Source organism: Allobosea sp. Leaf344, from assembly GCF_001426225.1.
GTDB lineage: Bacteria > Pseudomonadota > Alphaproteobacteria > Rhizobiales > Beijerinckiaceae > Allobosea.
In genome coordinates this window covers 331,352-349,375 of record NZ_LMRT01000016.1, presented here as the reverse complement: position 1 = coordinate 349,375, position 18,024 = coordinate 331,352, and the positions used below count along the sequence as shown (strand labels likewise).

At 69.3% G+C, this 18,024-nt stretch carries 18 protein-coding genes and 1 pseudogene; 12 read left to right on the top strand and 7 right to left on the bottom strand.

Annotated elements, in window-relative coordinates; all coding sequences use genetic code 11:
• Window positions 1–46: 46 nt before the first annotated feature.
• Together ASG72_RS19875 and ASG72_RS19870 are read right to left on the bottom strand one after the other, a co-directional pair.
• Window positions 47–4,057 (bottom strand): Pls/PosA family non-ribosomal peptide synthetase, encoded by a 4,011-nt coding sequence (locus ASG72_RS19875; RefSeq protein ID WP_056716401.1) that lies wholly within the window; start codon window positions 4,055–4,057, stop codon window positions 47–49.
• A gap of 234 nt (window positions 4,058–4,291) precedes the next feature.
• Entirely contained in the window at window positions 4,292–4,888 is a 597-nt protein-coding gene (locus ASG72_RS19870) for a histidine phosphatase family protein (RefSeq protein WP_156396065.1), read from the bottom strand.
• A gap of 110 nt (window positions 4,889–4,998) precedes the next feature.
• On the opposite strand from ASG72_RS19870, the gene folP reads away from it, so the two are divergent.
• Genes folP through folK form a run of 3 tightly spaced genes read left to right on the top strand, consistent with a single transcriptional unit; the run spans window position 4,999 to window position 6,726 of the window.
• On the top strand, window positions 4,999–5,841 hold the full coding sequence (gene folP / locus ASG72_RS19865) for a dihydropteroate synthase (RefSeq protein WP_056716400.1): 843 nt from the start codon (window positions 4,999–5,001) through the stop codon (window positions 5,839–5,841).
• Window positions 5,838–6,212, top strand: coding sequence for a dihydroneopterin aldolase (gene folB, locus ASG72_RS19860; RefSeq protein WP_162246270.1), 375 nt, complete (start codon window positions 5,838–5,840; stop codon window positions 6,210–6,212). Before folP ends, folB begins: the two co-directional genes overlap by 4 nt.
• Window positions 6,202–6,726, top strand: coding sequence for a 2-amino-4-hydroxy-6-hydroxymethyldihydropteridine diphosphokinase (gene folK, locus ASG72_RS19855; protein ID WP_056716396.1), 525 nt, complete (start codon window positions 6,202–6,204; stop codon window positions 6,724–6,726). Before folB ends, folK begins: the two co-directional genes overlap by 11 nt.
• A gap of 52 nt (window positions 6,727–6,778) precedes the next feature.
• On the opposite strand, the gene fabI is transcribed toward folK, so the two are convergent.
• The 3 genes from fabI to ASG72_RS19840 form a co-directional block, all read right to left on the bottom strand.
• Window positions 6,779–7,612, bottom strand: coding sequence for an enoyl-ACP reductase FabI (fabI, locus tag ASG72_RS19850; RefSeq protein WP_056716624.1), 834 nt, complete (start codon window positions 7,610–7,612; stop codon window positions 6,779–6,781).
• A 92-nt stretch (window positions 7,613–7,704) separates the two neighbouring features.
• Window positions 7,705–8,622, bottom strand: coding sequence for a DnaJ C-terminal domain-containing protein (locus tag ASG72_RS19845; RefSeq protein WP_056716393.1), 918 nt, complete (start codon window positions 8,620–8,622; stop codon window positions 7,705–7,707).
• 128 nt (window positions 8,623–8,750) lie between these two features.
• Window positions 8,751–9,206 carry an RT0821/Lpp0805 family surface protein gene (locus ASG72_RS19840; protein WP_082540505.1) on the bottom strand — a complete coding sequence of 152 codons (456 nt, stop codon included), beginning with the start codon at window positions 9,204–9,206 and terminating at the stop codon, window positions 8,751–8,753.
• Between the two features lie 126 nt (window positions 9,207–9,332).
• Here ASG72_RS19840 and pdxH point away from each other — a divergent pair, with 126 nt between their 5' ends.
• The 5 genes from pdxH to ASG72_RS19815 all read left to right on the top strand — a co-directional run bounded on the left by pdxH (window position 9,333) and on the right by ASG72_RS19815 (window position 12,103).
• Window positions 9,333–9,947 (top strand): pyridoxamine 5'-phosphate oxidase, encoded by a 615-nt coding sequence (pdxH, locus tag ASG72_RS19835; protein ID WP_056716391.1) that lies wholly within the window; start codon window positions 9,333–9,335, stop codon window positions 9,945–9,947.
• A 67-nt stretch (window positions 9,948–10,014) separates the two neighbouring features.
• The gene (locus tag ASG72_RS19830) at window positions 10,015–10,737 is read left to right on the top strand and encodes an SDR family oxidoreductase (protein WP_082540528.1); all 723 of its coding nucleotides are present in this window, start codon (window positions 10,015–10,017) and stop codon (window positions 10,735–10,737) included.
• Window positions 10,734–11,210 (top strand): NUDIX hydrolase, encoded by a 477-nt coding sequence (locus ASG72_RS19825; protein WP_280137766.1) that lies wholly within the window; start codon window positions 10,734–10,736, stop codon window positions 11,208–11,210. Before ASG72_RS19830 ends, ASG72_RS19825 begins: the two co-directional genes overlap by 4 nt.
• On the top strand, window positions 11,207–11,653 hold the full coding sequence (locus ASG72_RS19820; protein ID WP_056716386.1) for a TIGR02301 family protein: 447 nt from the start codon (window positions 11,207–11,209) through the stop codon (window positions 11,651–11,653). The genes ASG72_RS19825 and ASG72_RS19820 overlap by 4 nt, the downstream gene beginning before the upstream one ends.
• A 186-nt stretch (window positions 11,654–11,839) precedes the next feature.
• The gene (locus tag ASG72_RS19815; protein ID WP_056716616.1) at window positions 11,840–12,103 is read left to right on the top strand and encodes a hypothetical protein; all 264 of its coding nucleotides are present in this window, start codon (window positions 11,840–11,842) and stop codon (window positions 12,101–12,103) included.
• A 3-nt stretch (window positions 12,104–12,106) separates the two neighbouring features.
• Here the strand turns inward: ASG72_RS19815 and ASG72_RS19810 are convergent, their stop codons facing one another.
• Window positions 12,107–13,087 (bottom strand): nitronate monooxygenase, encoded by a 981-nt coding sequence (locus ASG72_RS19810; RefSeq protein WP_056716383.1) that lies wholly within the window; start codon window positions 13,085–13,087, stop codon window positions 12,107–12,109.
• 92 nt (window positions 13,088–13,179) lie between these two features.
• On the opposite strand from ASG72_RS19810, the gene ASG72_RS19805 reads away from it, so the two are divergent.
• The gene (locus ASG72_RS19805) at window positions 13,180–14,037 is read left to right on the top strand and encodes a LysR family transcriptional regulator (protein WP_056716380.1); all 858 of its coding nucleotides are present in this window, start codon (window positions 13,180–13,182) and stop codon (window positions 14,035–14,037) included.
• Window positions 14,038–14,095: 58 nt separating this feature from the next.
• Entirely contained in the window at window positions 14,096–14,797 is a 702-nt protein-coding gene (locus tag ASG72_RS19800; RefSeq protein ID WP_056716376.1) for a winged helix-turn-helix domain-containing protein, read from the top strand.
• A 22-nt stretch (window positions 14,798–14,819) separates the two neighbouring features.
• Here the strand turns inward: ASG72_RS19800 and ASG72_RS19795 are convergent, their stop codons facing one another.
• On the bottom strand, window positions 14,820–16,157 hold the full coding sequence (locus ASG72_RS19795; protein WP_056716373.1) for a dihydroorotase: 1,338 nt from the start codon (window positions 16,155–16,157) through the stop codon (window positions 14,820–14,822).
• 118 nt (window positions 16,158–16,275) lie between these two features.
• On the opposite strand from ASG72_RS19795, the pseudogene ASG72_RS19790 reads away from it, so the two are divergent.
• Window positions 16,276–17,166, top strand: a pseudogene (locus ASG72_RS19790) (hypothetical protein); the annotation flags it as partial.
• A complete protein-coding gene (locus ASG72_RS19785; protein WP_056716369.1) occupies window positions 17,163–17,807 on the top strand; it encodes a DNA-3-methyladenine glycosylase I in 645 nt (214 codons plus the stop codon). The pseudogene ASG72_RS19790 and the gene ASG72_RS19785, both read left to right, overlap by 4 nt.
• Window positions 17,808–18,024 lie beyond the last annotated feature (217 nt).

Here is an 18,024-nt window from a genome sequence, read left to right as displayed (position 1 = left end):
GCGGCGCGGCCTCGGCCGCCGCGCCGCCTCGCAGCTCGTGCTGCGCTCAATGCTCGGCCACGGCCCGCGCCGGCACGGCGGGCGCCCCCTCCCAGCGCGAATGCGCCGGCAGGTTCTCGCCCTTCATGATGACGGTGAGCTGGCCGATCTGGGCGAAATCCCCGACATGCGTGTCGTAGAGCACCGTCGCCGCGGCGCCGACGCAGACGCCCTTGCCGAGATGCACCCGCCCGACCTTCATCACCCGATCCTCGTAGAGATGGGTCTGCAGGGCGGAATGGGCGTTGATCTGGCAGAAATCGCCGACCGTCACGCAATCGAACTCGGTGATGTCGGTCATGTCCATCCAGACACCCTTGCCGAATTTGGCGCCGAACAGACGCAGGAACCAGGGCAGGAACGGCGTGCCGCGCAGATATTCGAACAGCACCTTGCCGCCGAGGCCGGAATACAGCACCGCGATGGATTCCGTGCGCATCGCCCACCAGGACCACATCGGCTTCATCAGCGGCTTGTAGACGCCCATCATCAGCCATTTGATCACGACGCAGATCAGCGCCTGGGTCACCGCGATCAGCACCGCCACGGCCATGAAGGACAGGACCAGCCCGGTCCAGTCGCGCTCGTTGATCCTCTCCTGCAGCACGAGATCGACGGCCAGAGTGCCGAAGGTGATGAAGAGCATGGCCGGGAAGGAGGTGTGCAGCGCCTCGAACAGCCCGCGCAGCGTCTGCTTCTGCCAGGAGGGCTGATAGGTCCAGGTCGCGCCGAGATCGACCTTCTGGCGCGTCGGCAGCTGGATCGGCGGAGAACCGAACCAGGTGTCGCCCGGCTTCATCCGGTCATTGGCCGGCGGCTTCGACTTGATGCCGATCAGCACCCGGTCCGGGATATGCGCGCCGGGCGGCACCACCGCGTCGTTTCCGACGAAGACCTGGTCGCCGGTACGCGTCATGTCGAGGCGCATATAGCCCCGGCGCATATCCTCGTCCCCGAACACCACCTCGTCGGCGATGAAATTCCCCGCGCCGATGCCGGTGACATCGTAGCGGCCGGAGAGATTGGTCGAGATCTCCGAGCCCTTGCCGATGCTGGCGCCCATCATCCGGTACCAGGCCCGCATGTAGATCGTCGCGAACAGCGAGGACAGCGTGTCGAGCGTCACCTCGGTCGCCAGGCCGACCGTCCATTTCCGCGCGAAGAACGAGGAATGGATGGAGTAGGATCCCGACGTCACTCGCGGCAGGATCAGCCAGCGCAGCCCCGCCATCAGGAAGACGGTGAGCGTGATCAGGCCGATCGAGGTCGGCCAGGTCAGGATCGGCAGATACCAGAGATAGCTGATGTCGGACCAGGTCGAGATCCAGTCGTCGATCTTGTCGAACAGCATGAAGGCCGGGAAGATCGGCAGCAGGCTGACGGGCGGCAGCACGATCAGCATCAGGATGTAGAAGGCGGTCATCGCGCTGCGCCGGCCCGGCCCCGCTTCGGCCGGAGGCGGCAGCGCCTCGAGATCGACCATGCCGATCTTGCGCCCCGGCGAGCCGTCCCAGATCTCGGCCTCGCCGACGCGCCCGCGCGGCGGCACGGTGGTGAGGTCGAGCAGCTCGGCATGGTCGCCGACGACGCAGCCATGGCCGAACACCACGGAGGAGCCGGCATAGACGTCCTTGCCGATGGTGATGCGGTCGATGATCAGCTTGTCGCCCAGCGCCTCGGCATTGGCGAAGGTGGTCTTGGCGCCGAGCGAGGCCCCGTCGCCGATGCTGATGAGATCGACCGCGCCGGCCTCGTAATCGGAGATGATCACGTCCTTGCCGACCTTGGCGCCGAGCAGGCGCCAGTAGAAGCGCATCACCGGCGTCGCCTGCAGCCATTTGATGTGGACGAGCCCGGCGATGCGCGAGGCGAACCACCAGCGGAAGTAATACACGCCCCAGAGCGGGTAGACGCCGGGTCGGGTGCGCCCCAGCACCAACCATTTCAGCCCGATCGCGATGAAGCCGGTGACGATGGTGATCGCGACATAGACGCCGAGCAGCGCGGCGATCTGCGCCGGCAGCGCCAGATCCTCGCCCGAGATCAGCATGTAGGTGACGAAGATGCCGAGCCATTGCGAGGTCGACAGGCCGATGATCACCGGCAGCGCCGCCGCCTGGGCGCAGCCGCAGAGGAAGCGGCGCAGGAAGGGTGGCGGGGTGAAGGACAGATCCAGCGTCTCCCCGACGCCGCGCTCCTCCAGCAGCGTCGCCATGCCGCGCAGGGTGCGCGCGCCATAGACGTCCTGCAGCGTGATCCCGGCATAGGCCGGCGTCTGGCGCATGATCGAGATGAAGCGCGCGGCGAGCAGCGAGTGACCGCCGAGATCGACGAAGAAATCCGCCTCCAGCGGCAGGCTGGACGCGCCGAGCACGCGCTTGGCGGCATCGAGCAGCGCGGCCTCGGTCGCGTTGCGCGGCGGCTCCTGCTCGCCCGCGCGGGCCGGCGCCGTCAGCGGCGCGGCCTTGAGCATCTTGCGGTCGAGCTTGCCGGAGACCATCCGCGGCAGCGAACCGACGGCCTCGAAATGCGCCGGCACCATATAGGGCGGCAGCTTGTCGCGCAGCGAGGCGCGCAGCACCGCGCTATCGACCGCGACGCCGGGCTCGGCGACCACGAAGGCCACCAGCCGCTCGATCTCGTCGTCGACGCGCAGCACCACCGCCGCCTGATGCACGCCCGGCTCGTCGCCGAGCCTGGTCTCGATCTCGCCGAGCTCGACCCGGAAGCCGCGGATCTTGATCTGGTCGTCGATGCGGCCGTGGAAGACGATCTGGCCCGAGGCGTCCAGGCTGACGGCGTCGCCGGACCGGTAGAGCACGGGATCGGCGCTGCCCCCGAACGGGTTGGGGATGAACTTCTCGGCGGTCAGTTCGGGGCGGCCATTATAGCCGCTGGCGACGCTGGGGCCGCCGATCAGCAACTCGCCCTGCTGGCCCGGCGCGACGAGCCGCATCGCCTCGTCGACGACATAAGCGGTGTAATTGGCGATCGGCCGGCCGATGGTCACCGGCTGGTCCGGCACCACCTCGGCGGCGGTGGCGACGACGGTGGTCTCGGTCGGACCATAGGTGTTCAGGATGCGCCGGCCGGGGCGCGACCATTTCTGCACGATGGCGGGCGGCAGCGCCTCGCCGCCGAGCAGGATCAGGCGGAGCGAGGGCACGTCCGAGGGCAGGATCCCGAGCAGGGTCGGCACCGTGTCGATGATCGTGACACCGGCGGCGCTCAGCAGCCCGGGCAGCTTCTCGGCATCGCCCATCGTCTCCGGCGAAGCCACATAGAGCGTCGCCCCGACGAGATAGGGCGTCCAGATCTCCTCCATCGACAGGTCGAAGGCGACGGATCCGCCCTGGAACACAACATCCTCGGGGCCGAACCCGTAGAAGGCGTTCCCGGCGCGCAGGAAATGGCAGATATTGGCATGGCTGATCACGATCGCCTTGGGCGTGCCGGTCGAGCCAGAGGTGTAGATCAGATAGGCCGGGTGGCTGCGCGTCAGCCCCGTTGCGCGATCGGGCATGGCGGCGCCGTCATCGGCGGCGACGAGCGCTTCCGGAGTCCAGACCGTTCGGCCGGTAGCGGCGGCGCGCGAGACGAAGGATCCCGCCGTCACGATGCCCTTGGCCTGGGCATCGTCGAGGCAGGTGGCGATGCGCTCGACCGGTGCTTCCGCGTCGAAGGGGATCCAGGCCGCGCCCGCGCGCGTGATCGCGATCTGCGCCACCAGCAGCGGGATGCCGCGCGGCATCCAGAGCCCCACCATGTCGCCGGCGCCGATCCCCGCCCGAGCGAGGCCGCGCGCCTGCCTCCCGGCGAGGGCCCAGAGCTCGGCATAGCTCAGCCGGCTGGTCTCATCGACCAGGGCCGGGTGGTCGGGCCGTGCCGCCACCGTCGCCGCCAGAATTTCCGAGAGAACCTCGTCGCGAATGAGATCGGGTCTGATATCCCCGACCAGCATGCCGAAAGGAGCCGCCCCGGCGATGTCGATCGCCGAACCTAGGTTGATATCGTTCATGACGCCCCGTTGATGTCGGATATCGCCGTCACGAGCCGGCGCGGCGATGGCCGCACCCGCTCCCTCCCGACATCCTCCAGCGATCCCCCGACTCCCACCGGGACAGCATCGTTGCCGACGCGTGCTCCGGCCCCCTCAGCCGATTGCGCGACTGCCTCGCTAACATAATCGTGATGAAAGCGCAGCACTGAACTGCCGATGAACGGAGTGAAGCGGGGTCGCGGGCCGCAGCCCCTACACCCACTCCGCCCGGCCCGCCGTCAGCACCAGAATCTTTCCCTGCCAGATGTCCACGAGAGCAGCTTTCTGTGGCGAAACTGCGCCGACGAGCGCCATCGCGGCACGTGCCACCCCGCCATGGCTGACCACCACGGTCTCCCCGCCGAACGCGGCGAAGACCGGGCGGATGCGCTCGGCCAGCATGCGGTAGCTTTCGCCCTCGGGCGGCACGAAACCCCATTTGTCGCGCTCGCGCGCCTGGGCCAGATCCCGCTCCGCCTTGCGGATGTCGCGCCAGGTGAAGCCCTCCCAGCGGCCGAAGGTCAGCTCCCGCAGCCGCTCGTCGACGCGATAGGCGGTCGGCTCGACCCCGAGCCCGGCGCGCAGGATCTCCATGGTCTCGCGCGAGCGCTGCATCGGCGAGCTGACGAAGTCGAGCTCCGCCCAATGCGGCGCGATGGCGCGCAGCCGGTCGGCGGTTTCGGCCGCCTGCGCGCGCCCGAGCGCGTTCAACGGAATATCTTGCGACCCCTGCAGCCGCCCCTCGCGGTTCCAGTCGGTTTCGCCATGGCGGATGAGGATCAGGCGATGAGGCAGGGTCAGCGGAGTCATGGCCGGCTCATGCACGGTTGAGGCAGCCTCGTCAAAGCCCTTCGCGCTTTCTGTTGGCCCCGGCCGTCCATGGCGTATATAGCCGGCACTCCGCCACAGCGATTGGTCCCATGAGCCGGGCACTCACCTTGCCGGATGGTCGCAGCCTCGCCCTCGACGGCAGGCCGCTCCTGATGGGCATCGTCAACATCACCCCCGATTCCTTCTCGGATGGCGGCATGCTCGCCAATGCCGAAGAAGCCGTCGCTCATGGCCTGCGTCTGGCGCAGGACGGGGCCGACATCATCGACATCGGCGGGGAATCGACCCGCCCCGGCCATAGACGCGTCGATGCCGAGACGGAGATGGCCCGCGTGCTGCCGGTGGTGACCGGTCTGCGCCGCGTCACCCAGCTGCCCCTGTCGATCGACACGACCAAGGCCGCGGTGGCGGAGGCCGCGCTCGCAGCGGGCGCCTCGATCATCAACGATGTCTGGGGCGCGCAGGGCGATCCGCTGATCGCCGAAGTGGCCGCGCGGCACGGCGCGCCCATGGTGCTGATGCACAACCGCGAGAGCATCGATCCCGCCATCGACATCTGCGACGACGTGCTGCGCTTCCTCGAACGGTCGATCGCGATCGCCACCGCGGCGGGCGTGCCGCGGCGGCAGCTGGTCGTCGATCCCGGCATCGGCTTCGGCAAGACCCTGGCGCAGAACCTGACCATGATCCGCGACATCGCCAGGCTGGAGCAGCTCGGCTGCCCGATCCTGCTCGGCGCCTCGCGCAAATCCTCGATCGGCAGGCTCACCGGGCAGACCGTGGCGTCGGAGCGTGTCGCCGGCAGCATCAGCGCCCATCTCTACGGCGCCAGCCAGGGTGCGGCCATCATCCGCGCCCATGACATCGCCCCGCATCTCCAGGCCTTCCAGGTCTGGGCTGCGCTGGCGGAGAGACGAGAGGAAACGCGGTGAGCGAAACCGGCAGCATCCTGATCGAGAAGCTCGACATCTACGCCTATCACGGCTGTTTCGCCGAGGAGGAGCGGCTGGGCCAGCGCTTCCTGCTCGACATCGTGCTGGCCACCGACATCCGGGCCTCGGCGCTCAGCGACGCGCTCGCCGATACCGTCGATTACGGCCTGGCCGTCGCCGTCGCCACCGAGGCCTTCACCAGCCGGCGCTACAATCTCCTGGAAGCGGCGGCCCGCGGCGTGGCCCGTGCGCTGCTCGACAATTTCGCCAGCGTGACGCGCGTGGAAGTGACCTTGCGAAAGCCGGCCCCGCCGATCCACGCCAATCTCGCTTCCGTCGGCATCAGGCTGGATTTCCGCCGTGAAGACTGAGGCGACCCTCGGCCTCGGCGGCAATGTCGGCGATGTGGTGGAGGCCTTCTCCAGCGCGCTGTCGGGCCTGAAAGCCCATCCCGGAACCAGCCTGCGCGGGCTCTCCCGCATCTACCGGACGCCGCCCTGGGGCAAGCTCGACCAGCCCGATTTCCTGAATATGGCGGCGCTGGTCGAGACCTCGCTCTCCGCGAGGGAGCTGCTGGCGCTGTGCCTCGAGCTGGAGCGTCGGAGCGGGCGCGAGCGCCGCGAGCGGTGGGGCCCGCGCACGCTCGACATCGACATCCTGACCTATGGCCCGAATGCGATCGACGAGCCCGGGCTGCAGGTGCCGCATCCGCGCATCGCCGAACGCGCCTTCGTGCTCGCGCCTCTGGCGGAGATCGCGCCGGAGCGGCAGATCGAGGGACGGCCGGTCGCGGCGCTGTGGCGGGCGATGACCGAGCCCGGCATCCAGCTCGCGCCGGCGGAGACGGAGCGGCTGCGGGATCTGCTGGCCCGGGCGGCCGGGTGATCGCCCCGGCGGGAGGGCGGCCCGCGACCCTTCCCGGCGTTCGGAGCTCGCCCTATTCGCTCTTGTCGAGCGTGATGTCGGGCGCGGTCGGGACTTTCATCCCCACGACGTGGTAGCCGGCATCGACATGCAGGATCTCGCCGGTGATGCCGCGCGACATGTCCGAGACCAGGAACACGGCGGTTTCGCCGACCTCTTCGATGGTCACGGTCCGGCGCAGCGGCGAGTTATACTCGTTCCAGCGCAGGATATAGCGGAAATCGCCGATGCCGGAGGCGGCCAGCGTCTTGATCGGCCCGGCCGAGATGGCGTTGACGCGGATCTTGGAGGGGCCGAGATCGGCGGCCAGATATTGCACGCTCGCCTCCAGCGCGGCCTTGGCCACGCCCATGACGTTGTAATGCGGCATCCATTTCTCGGCGCCGTAATAGGTCAGCGTCAGCATCGCGCCGCCATCGCTCATCAGCTTCTCCGCACGCTGCGTCACGGCGGTGAAGGAGTAGCAAGAGATCAGCAGCGACTTTGTGAAATTGCCTTCGCTGGTCTCGACATAGCGGCCGGTCAGCTCGTCCTTGTCGGAGAAGGCGATGCAATGCACGACGAAGTCGAGCTTGCCCCACAGCGCCTCGACCTCGGCGAAGACGGCATCGATCGTCGCGGCGTCGGTGACGTCGCAATGGCCGACCACATGGCCGCCGAGTTCCTTCGCCAGTGGCTCCACCCGCTTCTTCAGCGCATCGCCCTGATAGGTGAAGGCGAGCTCGGCGCCGGCATCGGCGCAGGCCTTGGCGATGCCCCAGGCGATGGAGCGGTTGTTCGCCACGCCCATGATGAGCCCGCGCTTGCCCTTCAGCACATGGGCGGTGGCATTGGTTGAATCAGGCATGGAGAACCCGCAAAACATCTCGGAAGGAGCGGTGTCTTAGAGCATGCGCGCAGAAGTGGGAACCTGTTTCGCACCGCGCCTCGCCCTCGCCGTCAGGAGGCGCGCGCCTGCATCAGCGCCGTCAGCTCCGCATCCTCGTCCGGCATCTCGATGTCGATCGCCACGAAAAGATCGCCGGCGGCGCCCTTGTCGAGCTTCAGCCCCTTGCCGCGCAGCCGGAACTGCCGGGTGCTGCCGGTCATCGGCGGGATCGTCATCTCGACGGCCCCGGTCAGGGTCGGCACATGGACGGAACCGCCCAGCACCGCCTTGGCGAGCGGCACGGCCACACGCGTGCGCAGATTGCCGCCGTCGATGACGAAGCGCGGATCCGGCTTCAGCTTGATCGTCATCATCACGTCGCCGGCCTCGCCGCTGAACGGATCGGTCTGGCCGAGCCCGCGCAGCCGCATCACCTTGCCGTCAGCCACGCCTTCCGGAATCGTGATCTCGACCTCGCGGCCGCCGGGCAGCTTGACCCGCCTCGTCCCGCCCAAAGTCGCCTCGGCCAGCGTGACCTCGAGCGTGAAGGCCTGTTCCGGCGGCTTCGGCTGGGCCTGCCGGGCCCGCCCGCCCCGCCGTGCCGCCTCGCCGAACAGCGAGCCGAAGATGTCCGAGGGGTCGAAACCCGCCTCGGCCCCGCCCCGCCCGAAGGGCGAGCCGCCACCCTGCCCGAAATTGAACTCGAAGCCGCCGGCGCGTCCGCCGCGGCCAGCGCCGCCGAACCCTTCGAAGCCCTGGAATTTCGGCTTGCCCTCGGCATCGATCTCGCCGCGGTCGAACTGCTTGCGCTTGGTCTCGTCGCCCAGGATCTCATAGGCGCCGTTCAGCTCCGCGAAGCGGTCCTGCGCCTTCGGATCGTCCCGGTTCCTGTCCGGGTGCAGATCCTTGGCACGCTTGCGATAGGCTTTCTTGATCTCGTCCTCATCGGCCGAGCGGGCGACGCCCAGAACCTGATACGGATCACGCATTCCCAACCCCATTCGACATCAGCAGCATGGCGGCCGGCGCTGCGCGCCCGGTTCCGCTCTGCCCTGGGCGCTATCTGGGAATTATGTGGCCTGAACGCAACAGCTGCAATGGCTGCGGCGCAGAGAATTCAGCCCTTCCAGGGCTTCACGTCCTTCACCGCCCATTCGCCGCCAGAGGGGCGGCAGGCCATGCCCTGCAGCTTGGCCGGCTTCGTTTGGGTCTGGACCGCGGCGACGAAAGCCCGGCAGATCTCGTCCGACCGCAGGAACGGGCCGCCGACCGGGGTGAAGCTGCCCTTGCTGCCGCTCTGGGGATTGTCCCAGGAGACGGATGCGCCATTTCCCTGGGGATCGAGCGCGACGGCCATCGCACCATCCGCCCGGCGCAGATCCTCGGGGCCGAGCTCGGCGGCGAGGCTGGAGAGCGCGCTCGGCTTCTGCGAGCCACGGGACGGCAGGACCGAGGAGGTGGTCGCGACCTCGTCCTCCGCTTTCGAGGACAGGCCGAGAATGGGGAAGGACACCGAGCAGCCCGCCATCAGCACGCCGAGCGCCACCACCAGAGAGGCCTTCGCCCCGCGCATGGGCAAGCCGCGGCTGCGACGGCTATGGCACACCCCGGCCATCGGCCTATACAAACACTGTGCTAAACCCCAGATCACCGATCGCGCTCGCCCGACGCCCATACTTCACCAGACAGGATTAGACACGTGGAACGGTTAACGAGCGGTGACTTCACGGATGCGCAGGAGCCCTTCGCGCTGTTCCGCGACTGGCTCGCGGAGGCGGGCGACAGCGAGCCGAACGATCCCAACGGCATGGCCCTGTCGACGGTCGATGCCGAGGGCCTCCCGAACGTCCGGATGGTGCTGCTGAAGGGCTATGACGCCGACGGTTTCGTCTTCTACACCAACACCCAGAGCCAGAAGGGCGAGGAGCTGCTCGGCCAGGGCAAGGCGGCCGCCTTGTTCCACTGGAAGAGCCTGCGCCGGCAGATCCGCATCCGCGGCCCGGTCGCCCGGGTGAGCGACGCCGAGGCCGACGCCTATTTCCAGTCACGCCCGCGCGACAGCCGCATCGGCGCCTGGGCCTCGCAGCAATCGCGCCCGCTGGAGAGCCGCTTCGCGCTCGAAAAGGCGGTGGCGAGCTATGCCGCGAAATTCGGCTTCGGCGAGATCCCGCGCCCGCCGCACTGGACCGGCTTCCGCATCATGCCGGTCTATATCGAATTCTGGCGCGACGGCGCGTTCCGTCTGCATGATCGCGTCGTGTTTCGGCGATCCGGGGCCGACCAGCCCTGGAGCCGTACCCGGCTCTACCCCTGAGGATCGCTGCTCCATGGCCATGCCGAAATTCGATTTCCCCCAGACCGAACCGGGCAAGCGCCCGGTGATGCTGCTGACCGGCGCCAGCCGCGGCATCGGCCATGCCACCGTGATGGAATTCGCCATGGCGGGCTGGCGCATCCTCTCCTGTTCGCGCCAGGCCTTCTCCGACAAATGCCCCTGGCCGTCGGGCGCCGATGATCACGTGCAGATCGATCTCGGCGATCCCGAGGATACGATGCGCGGCATCGCCGAGATCAAGAAGCGCCTCGCGGCCGAGGGCGGCAAGCTCAACGCCCTCGTCAACAATGCCGGCATTTCGCCCAAGGGGCCCGAAGGCGCCAGGCTCGGCGCGGCGACGACCTCGTTCAACGATTGGCACAAGGTCTTCCAGGTCAATTTCTTCGCGCCGATCATGCTGGCGCGCGGCCTGCTGGAGGAGCTGACCCTCGCCAAGGGCACCATCGTCAACGTCACCTCGATCGCGGGATCGCGCGTCCATCCCTTCGCCGGCGCCGCCTATGCGACCTCGAAAGCCGCGCTGGCCAGCCTGACGCGCGAGATGGCGGCGGATTTCGGCCCGCTCGGCATCCGCGTCAACTCGATCTCGCCCGGCGAGATCGACACCGCCATCCTGTCGCCGGGCACGGAGAAGATCGTCGCGACCCTGCCGCTGCAGCGCCTCGGCAAGACCGAGGAGGTGGCGCGCGCCATCCATTTCCTGTGCACCGACGCCTCGAGCTACGTCACCGGGGCCGAACTGCACATCAATGGCGGGCAGCACGTGTGAGCGGCGGCGGCGGGCAGATCATCCGCTTTCCCTCCGCCGCCAAGGCGCCGGCACGGCCGGTGCTGGCCGCCTCGATCGCCGTGTTCCGCGAGGGCAAGGTTCTGCTCGCCACCCGCACCAGGCCGCCGGCCGATCGTCTCTGGTCGCTGCCCGGCGGCAAGGTCGAGGCCGGGGAGACGCTGGAGCAGGCGGCTCTGCGCGAATTGACCGAGGAGGTCGGCGTCACCGCGACGATCATCGGCTTCAACCGCCATGTAGAGATCTTCGGCCGCGACGGGGGCGGTGGCTTGACCCATCATTTCGTGGTCGCTTCCTTCGTCGGGCACTGGCTGGAGGGCGAGCCCGTGCCGGGGCCGGAGGCCGGCGCGGTGATGTGGGCCGATCCCCTGCGGCTGGGCGGGCTGCCGACCACGCGTGAGCTCGCCGATGTGCTGCGCCGCGCCAGCCGCATCGCCGCCGGAGACCGGCCGTGAGCGGCCCGCTGGCCGGGGCGCTCGCCGCCCTGCTGCTGCTGACCTGGCCGGTCGCGGCGGCCTTCGGCCAGAGCGCGCGCCCGCCCGCCACGCCGCAAGCCGCCAAGGAGCCCGCCCCGGCCCCCGCGCCCGAACCGCCACCCCCGCCCTATGAGCCGCAATTGCTGGCTTTGGCCGAGATCATGGGCTCGCTCGCCTATCTCCGCACCCTCTGCGGCGGCCAGGACGCGCAGGGCTGGCGCGAGCGCATGGAGGCGCTGATCGAGGCCGAGGGTCGCACGCCGTCGCGGCGCGAGCGCCTGACTTCCGCCTTCAACCGCGGCTTCAGGGCCTATGCCCTGACCCACCGCCTCTGCACCGAGGGCACGCAGGAAGCCTCGGCCCGGCTGGCGGCGCAGGGAGAGCGCCTGGCGCGCAACCTGGCGGGCCGGTTCGGCGGATGACACACAGCTGATTTTTCGCCGGCTCTGTCAAATCCGCAGGGTCGGCGTTAACCTTTCTTAAACGGGATGGTGGCGCAGGCACGGCGCGCCGGCTATGAGTCCCTCTCGTCCAGGGTGGCTTTCCCGCTCGCGGGGAGTTGGTCCCGTCACCGCAAGACCGTGCCGCAGAGTTGTTGCTCGATGCCGATGTTTCCCGACGACCTGCCGCTCGATTCCACGCTCTCCGAGGACCATGGCGACGCCAGGCGCGTGGCCTATGGCTATGTCGAGGACGCGTTCGCGGAGGCCCAGCAGGACGGGCTGGACAGCGACGCCCTCGCCCATGCCGCGCTCTTCGCCGCCTTCCGCACTCTGGTCGAGACCTATGGCGAGGAGGCCAGCGCCGTCTTCGCCGAGGCGCTGCCCGACAAGATCCGCAGCGGCGCCTTCAGCAGCGGCACGCGCCACTGACACTCAGCGCCGGGCCAGCGGCCCACCCTGCCCCGCGGCGAGCAGCGCCTCCGCCTTCTCCGCGATCTCCCTGACGATCGCCCCTGCGGGCGGAATATCGTGCACCAGCGCGACGCTCTCGCCGGCGATCACCGCCGCCACGTCGAAATCCCCCTTCTTCCGCGCCGCCTGATAGGCCTTCGACTCCTCGCCCATCGCCTGCATCAGCGCGAGCTCGCGCCCGCTCCAGCGGCGCGAATGCGCATTCTCGAGGCAGCGCCCGGTGAAGGGCAATGGCCAGAGGTTCTGGCGGGAGATATCGAAGATCAGCCCGCGCACCGTGTCGTCGCCGGTGGCGGCGACCATCCTCGCCTTGGCGTCGTCATGGCCCGCCGCTTCCTGGCTCGCATAGAGCCTGGTCCCGAGCACGACGCCCTCCGCCCCCAGCATCAGCGCCGCCGCCAGGCCGCGCCCGTCGCCGACGCCGCCGGCCGCGACCACGACGGCCTTGTCCGCCACCGCATCGGCGACCGCGGGAACCAGGGCGAAGGTGCCGCGCGCATCGCCATGCCCGCCCGCCTCCGCCCCCTGCGCCACGATGATGTCGGCGCCTTTCGCCACCGCGTCGCGCGCCATCGCCACCGTCTGCACCTGGCAGATCAGCCGGCAGCCCGAAGCCTTGATCTTGTCCACGAAAGGCGCGGGATCCCCGAATGACAGCCAGATCGCGGCCGGCTTCGCAGCGAGCGCCAGATCGAGCAGCTCCGGCCGGCGCGCCAGGCTCCAGGTGATGAAGCCGACGCCGAAACCCTGGTCGCTCTCGCGCAGCGCCGGCAATTGCGCCGCGAGCCAGTCGCGGTCGCCATAGCCCCCGCCGAGGATGCCGAAGCCGCCCGCCCGCGACACGGCGAGCGTCAGGCGCGCATCCGAGACCACATCCATCGCGGCGAGGAGGATGGGGTGCCGGCACCCCAGCATCTCGGTCAGGCGGGTCGATAGCGGCATGGCGTCCTCCTCTGTGAGCAACCAATCTAGCAGCCGCAAACCTTCTGAAAAAATGATTTGTTCGTAATGCTGTCATCTGATTTGATGATGGCATGGATCTGATCGAGCTGACCACTTTCGCTACCGTGGCCCGCGCCGGGGCGATTACGGCCGCCGCCCGGGAGCTCAACACCGTCCAGTCCAACGTCACCGGCCGCATCCGGTCGCTGGAGGACGAGCTCGGCCTGCCGCTCTTCGACCGGCACAGCCGCGGCATGGCGCTGACCGGCGCCGGGCGCCGCCTGCTGCCCTATGCCGAGCGCGTGCTGGCGCTGGTGAAGGAGGCCGGCACCGCGGCGCGCGACGAGGAGCAGGCGCAGGGCTCACTGCAGATCGGCGCGATGGAGACCACCGCCGCCGTCAGGCTGCCTGCGCTCCTCGCCGCCTATCACAAGGCCCATCCGCAGATCCGGCTCAGCCTGCGCACCGGCCCCACGGCCGAGCTGAGCGAGGCGGTGCTGCGCCGCGAGATCGACGGCGCCTTCGTCGCCGGTCCCAGCGAGCATCCCGACCTGGTCGCCACGCCGGCCTTCACCGAGGAGCTCGGCATCATCGCGCCGGCCGCGGTCGAAACCCTCGGCGACCTCGCCCGCGGCTCAGGCCTGACCGTGCTGACCTTCCGCCTCGGCTGCTCCTATCGCCAGCGCCTCGAACAGGCGCTGGCCGGGCTCGGCCTGCCGAGCTATGCGCGGCTCGAATTCGGGACGCTCGACGGTCTGCTCGGCTGTGTCGCGGCGGGCATCGGCATCACCCTCCTGCCGAGGGCGGTGTTCGAGCGCTCCGCGAGCCGCGACGGGCTGAGCTGGCATGCGATCCCGAAAGCCGAGCGCCTGGTCCACACGCTCTTCATCCGCCGGCGCGACGCCTATGAGAGCCGGGCCATGTCGGGGCTGCTCGCCGGCCTCGGCTGAGACCGATGCTTCGGCGGCGAGCGAAACACGGCCTGCCTGCATCTGCTAGGATCGTGCGATGAGAGACGGTCCCGACATCGCCAGCCTCGCCGCTCTGATCGGCGACCCCGCCCGGGCCAACATGATGGCGGCCTTGATGTCGGGCATGGCGCTGACCGCGGGCGAACTCGCCCATGAGGCGCGAGTGACGCCGCAGACCGCCAGCGCGCATCTCGCCAGGCTGCGGGACGCCGGGCTGATCGTCATGACGGTGCAGGGCCGCCATCGCTATTTTCGGCTGGCCGGGCCGGAGGTCGCCGCCGCGGTCGAAGGGCTGATGGAACTGGCGGCCCGAATCGGCCGGATGCGCAGCCGGCCCGGGCCGCGCGACGAGGCGCTGCGCCTGGCCCGCATCTGCTATGATCACCTCGCCGGGACCCTGGGCGTGAAGCTGCACGATGCGCTGGTCGCGCAGGGTCTGGTGGTGGCGACGCCGGACGGGCTTGGCCTCTCGGTGCAGGGCCGGGCGCGCTTCGTCGCCGAGGGCATCGAGGTCGACGCGCTCGCCCGCAATGGCCGCGCGCCCTGCCGCGCCTGCCTGGACTGGAGCGAGCGCCGCCCCCATCTCGCCGGGCCTCTGGGCGCGGCGCTGCTGCAGGGTTTCATCCGGCGCGGCCTGTTCGAACGCGACAGCGGAAGCCGGGCCCTGCATCTCGGCCGCGGCGGGCTGGAGGCTTTCGAGCGCTATCTCGATCCGGCGGGGGAGCGCGCGGCGGGGTGAACGCGCTCTGCCGCCACATCCGTCACCCCCGCGGCAGCGTCTCCAGGAACCGGGCCGGCTCGCCCTGCGCCGTCGTCGTCAGCTCGCCCTCCCACATCACGCGACGCCCGCGGATGATGGTGCCGACCGGCCAGCCGGTGACGCTGACGCCGTCATAGGGCGTCCAGCCGCATTTCGAGGCGCCCCAGGCATTGGTGATGGTCTCGCGGCGCTTCAGATCGACGATCGTCAGATCGGCGTCGTAGCCGGCGGCGATGCGGCCCTTGCCTTCCAGCCCGAAGATGCGCTGCGGCCCATGGCTCGACAGATCGACGAAGCGCTCGAGCGTCAGACGCCCCGCATGGACATGGTCGAGCATGATCGGCACCAGCGTCTGCACGCCCGGCATGCCGGAATGGCTGGCGGGATAGGCGTGGTGCTTTTCCTCATGCGTATGCGGCGCATGGTCGGAGCCGAGCACGTCGACGATACCCTGCTCCACGCCCCACCAGATCCTCGCGCGGTGGCTTTCGTCGCGGATCGGCGGGTTCATCTGCGCATAGGTTCCCAAACGCTCGTAGCAATCGGGCGCCACCAGCGTCAGATGGTTCGGCAGCACCTCGACCGTGGCGACGTCCTTGTGCTCGCGCAGGAACTCCATCTCCTCGCCGGTCGAGATGTGGAGGATATGGACGCGCGCCCCCGCCTCGCGGGCGATCCGCACCAGCCGCCGCGTGCAGGTCAGCGCCACCTCGGGCGAGCGCCAGACCGGATGGCTCGACGGATCGCCGGTGACCCGCAGCCCCATGCGCTCGCGCAGCATGCCCTCGTCTTCCGAATGGAAGGCCGCGCGGCGGCGCGTCGCCTTGAGGATGGCGCCGACGCCGGCATCGTCCTCCACCAGCAGATCGCCGGTCGAGGACCCCATGAAGACCTTGATCCCGGCCGCGCCCGGCAGGCGCTCCAGCTCCGGCACGTCCCTGACGTTCTCATGCGTGCCGCCCACCCAGAAGGCGAAGTCGCAATGCATGCGGTGGCGCCCGCGCCGGATCTTGTCGGCGAGCGCCTCCGGCGTCGTGGTCTGCGGAATGGTGTTGGGCATTTCGAAAACGCAGGTCACGCCGCCCATCACGGCCGCGCGCGAGCCGCTTTCCAGATCCTCCTTGTGATCGAGCCCCGGCTCCCGGAAATGCACCTGGCTGTCGATCACCCCCGGCAGGATGTGCAGCCCCGCGCAGTCCACGACCTCCCCGGCCGATGCGCGCGAGAGATCGCCGAGCGCGACGATTTTGCCGGCGACGATGCCGAGATCGCGCTGCACGCGGCCGTCATGGTTCACCACGGTGCCGCCCTTGAGGATCATGTCGTAGCTTTGCGGCATCGCGGTCTCCGGGTGTTGAGCGGACGGCTGAAGCAGCCTACCTATCGGGTCGAAGGCTGCTTGAAAACCGCGAGGCGCTTCGCCCTCCCCGGGCGAGGCGAGGCAGCGCCGCCGGAGACGCTCCATGTCCACCATCCATCTGATCGACCGTGGCGTGATCCGCGTCGGCGGCGAGGACGCGACCAGCTTCCTGCAGGGTCTCGTCACCTGCGATGTCGAGGCCATCGGCCCCGATCGCGCCGGCTACGGCGCGCTGCTGACACCGCAGGGCAAGATCATCTGTGATTTTCTGCTGGTCGCCGTGCCCGCGGAAGAGGGCGGCGGCTATCTGCTGGACTGCCCCCTGCTGCTGGTGCCCGATCTGATGAAGCGGCTGAAACTCTACAGGCTCCGCGCCCGGGTCACGCTGGACGACCTCTCGCAGGCGAGCGCCGTCATCGCCGATGCCGAGGGCCGGCCGCTCTCGCCCGAGCTCGGCCTGGTCTATGCGGATCCGCGCCTGCCGGCGCTGGGCGACCGGGCGATCACCGATCGCGACGGGCTGGACGAGATCGCCAGCCGCGACACCGAGGCCTATCAGGCGCGGCGGATCGCGCTCGGCGTCCCCGAGGGGGGCCGCGACTTTCTCTATGGCGACGCCTTTCCGCACGAGGCGCTGCTCGACCAGCTCAACGGCGTGTCCTTCCGCAAGGGCTGCTATGTCGGCCAGGAGGTCGTCTCGCGCATGCAGCATCGCGGCACAGCCCGCACCCGCATCGTCCCGATCGTCTTCAGCCAGGGCCTCAATGCCGAGGACGGTGTCGAGGCGACGGCGGGCGGCAAGGTGATCGGCCGCGTCGGCAGCTGCGCCGGGGGCCGCGCGCTCGCCATGCTGCGGCTGGACCGGGTCGCCGATGCCATGGAAGCGGGCCAGGAGCTGGAGGGCGGGGGCCTCGCCTTCACGCTGGAGAAGCCGGCCTATGCGCGCTTCCCCTTCCCCGGAGAGCCGGGCTTCGGAGCGGCGGCATGAGCGACGGCACGCGTGAGGCTCTCGGTGGTCGCGAAGCGGTGGCGGGGCCGGATGGCCGGTTCCGCTGCATCTGGCCGGGAACCGATCCGCTCTATCTCGCCTATCACGACAGCGAATGGGGCGTGCCGGAATATGATTCCCGCGCGCTGTTCGAGAAGCTGATCCTGGACGGTTTCCAGGCCGGCCTGTCCTGGATCACCATCCTGCGCAAGCGCGACGCCTTCCGCGCGGGCTTCGCCGGTTTCGAGCCGGAGGCGATGGCGCGCTTCGGCGAGGCGGATGTGCAGCGCCTGCTGGGGGATGCCGGCATCATCCGCCATCGCGGCAAGATCGAGGGCGCGATCCGCAGTGCGCGTGCCTATCTCGCGATTTCCGAGCGCGAGCCCTTCGCCGATTTCCTCTGGAAGCATCAGGACGGGCGGGTGCTGCAGAACAGCTTCCGCACCCATGAGCAGGTGCCGACGCAGAGCGACGTTTCGGAAGCGATGGCGAAGGCGCTGAAACGCGCCGGCTTCACCTTCTGCGGCCCGACCATCGTCTACGCCTTCATGCAGGCCTGCGGGCTGGTGAACGACCACCTGACCGGCTGTTTCCGCCGCGACGAATGCGCGGCGCTGGCGCGCGACGTGAAGGCGGCATGATATCGCCGCGCCGTCATGGCGAGCGCAGCGAAGCAACCGAGGGGGGAGCGCTCGCTTGGTCCCCCTGGGTTGCTTCGTCGCTGACGCTCCTCGCAATGACGGGGTGTGCACCCCACCGTCATTGCGAGCGCAGCGAAGCAACCCAGGGGCAAACGCTCGCCCAATCCCGCTGGGTTGCTTCGTCGCTGACGCTCCTCGCAATGACGGGATGCGCCCC

Coding starts and splice junctions, on each gene's coding strand:
- ASG72_RS19795 (WP_056716373.1), bottom strand. CDS start 16,157: ATGCCGCAAAGCTACGACATGATCCTCAAGGGCGGCACCGTGGTGAAC.
- ASG72_RS19845 (WP_056716393.1), bottom strand. CDS start 8,622: ATGCGTGATCCGTATCAGGTTCTGGGCGTCGCCCGCTCGGCCGATGAG.
- ASG72_RS19815 (WP_056716616.1), top strand. CDS start 11,840: ATGTTTCCCGACGACCTGCCGCTCGATTCCACGCTCTCCGAGGACCAT.
- ASG72_RS19840 (WP_082540505.1), bottom strand. CDS start 9,206: ATGCGCGGGGCGAAGGCCTCTCTGGTGGTGGCGCTCGGCGTGCTGATG.
- fabI (WP_056716624.1), bottom strand. CDS start 7,612: ATGCCTGATTCAACCAATGCCACCGCCCATGTGCTGAAGGGCAAGCGC.
- ASG72_RS19785 (WP_056716369.1), top strand. CDS start 17,163: ATGAGCGACGGCACGCGTGAGGCTCTCGGTGGTCGCGAAGCGGTGGCG.
- ASG72_RS19800 (WP_056716376.1), top strand. CDS start 14,096: ATGAGAGACGGTCCCGACATCGCCAGCCTCGCCGCTCTGATCGGCGAC.
- ASG72_RS19875 (WP_056716401.1), bottom strand. CDS start 4,057: ATGAACGATATCAACCTAGGTTCGGCGATCGACATCGCCGGGGCGGCT.
- ASG72_RS19805 (WP_056716380.1), top strand. CDS start 13,180: ATGGATCTGATCGAGCTGACCACTTTCGCTACCGTGGCCCGCGCCGGG.
- ASG72_RS19870 (WP_156396065.1), bottom strand. CDS start 4,888: ATGACTCCGCTGACCCTGCCTCATCGCCTGATCCTCATCCGCCATGGC.
- ASG72_RS19830 (WP_082540528.1), top strand. CDS start 10,015: ATGCTGCTGACCGGCGCCAGCCGCGGCATCGGCCATGCCACCGTGATG.
- folP (WP_056716400.1), top strand. CDS start 4,999: ATGAGCCGGGCACTCACCTTGCCGGATGGTCGCAGCCTCGCCCTCGAC.
- ASG72_RS19810 (WP_056716383.1), bottom strand. CDS start 13,087: ATGCCGCTATCGACCCGCCTGACCGAGATGCTGGGGTGCCGGCACCCC.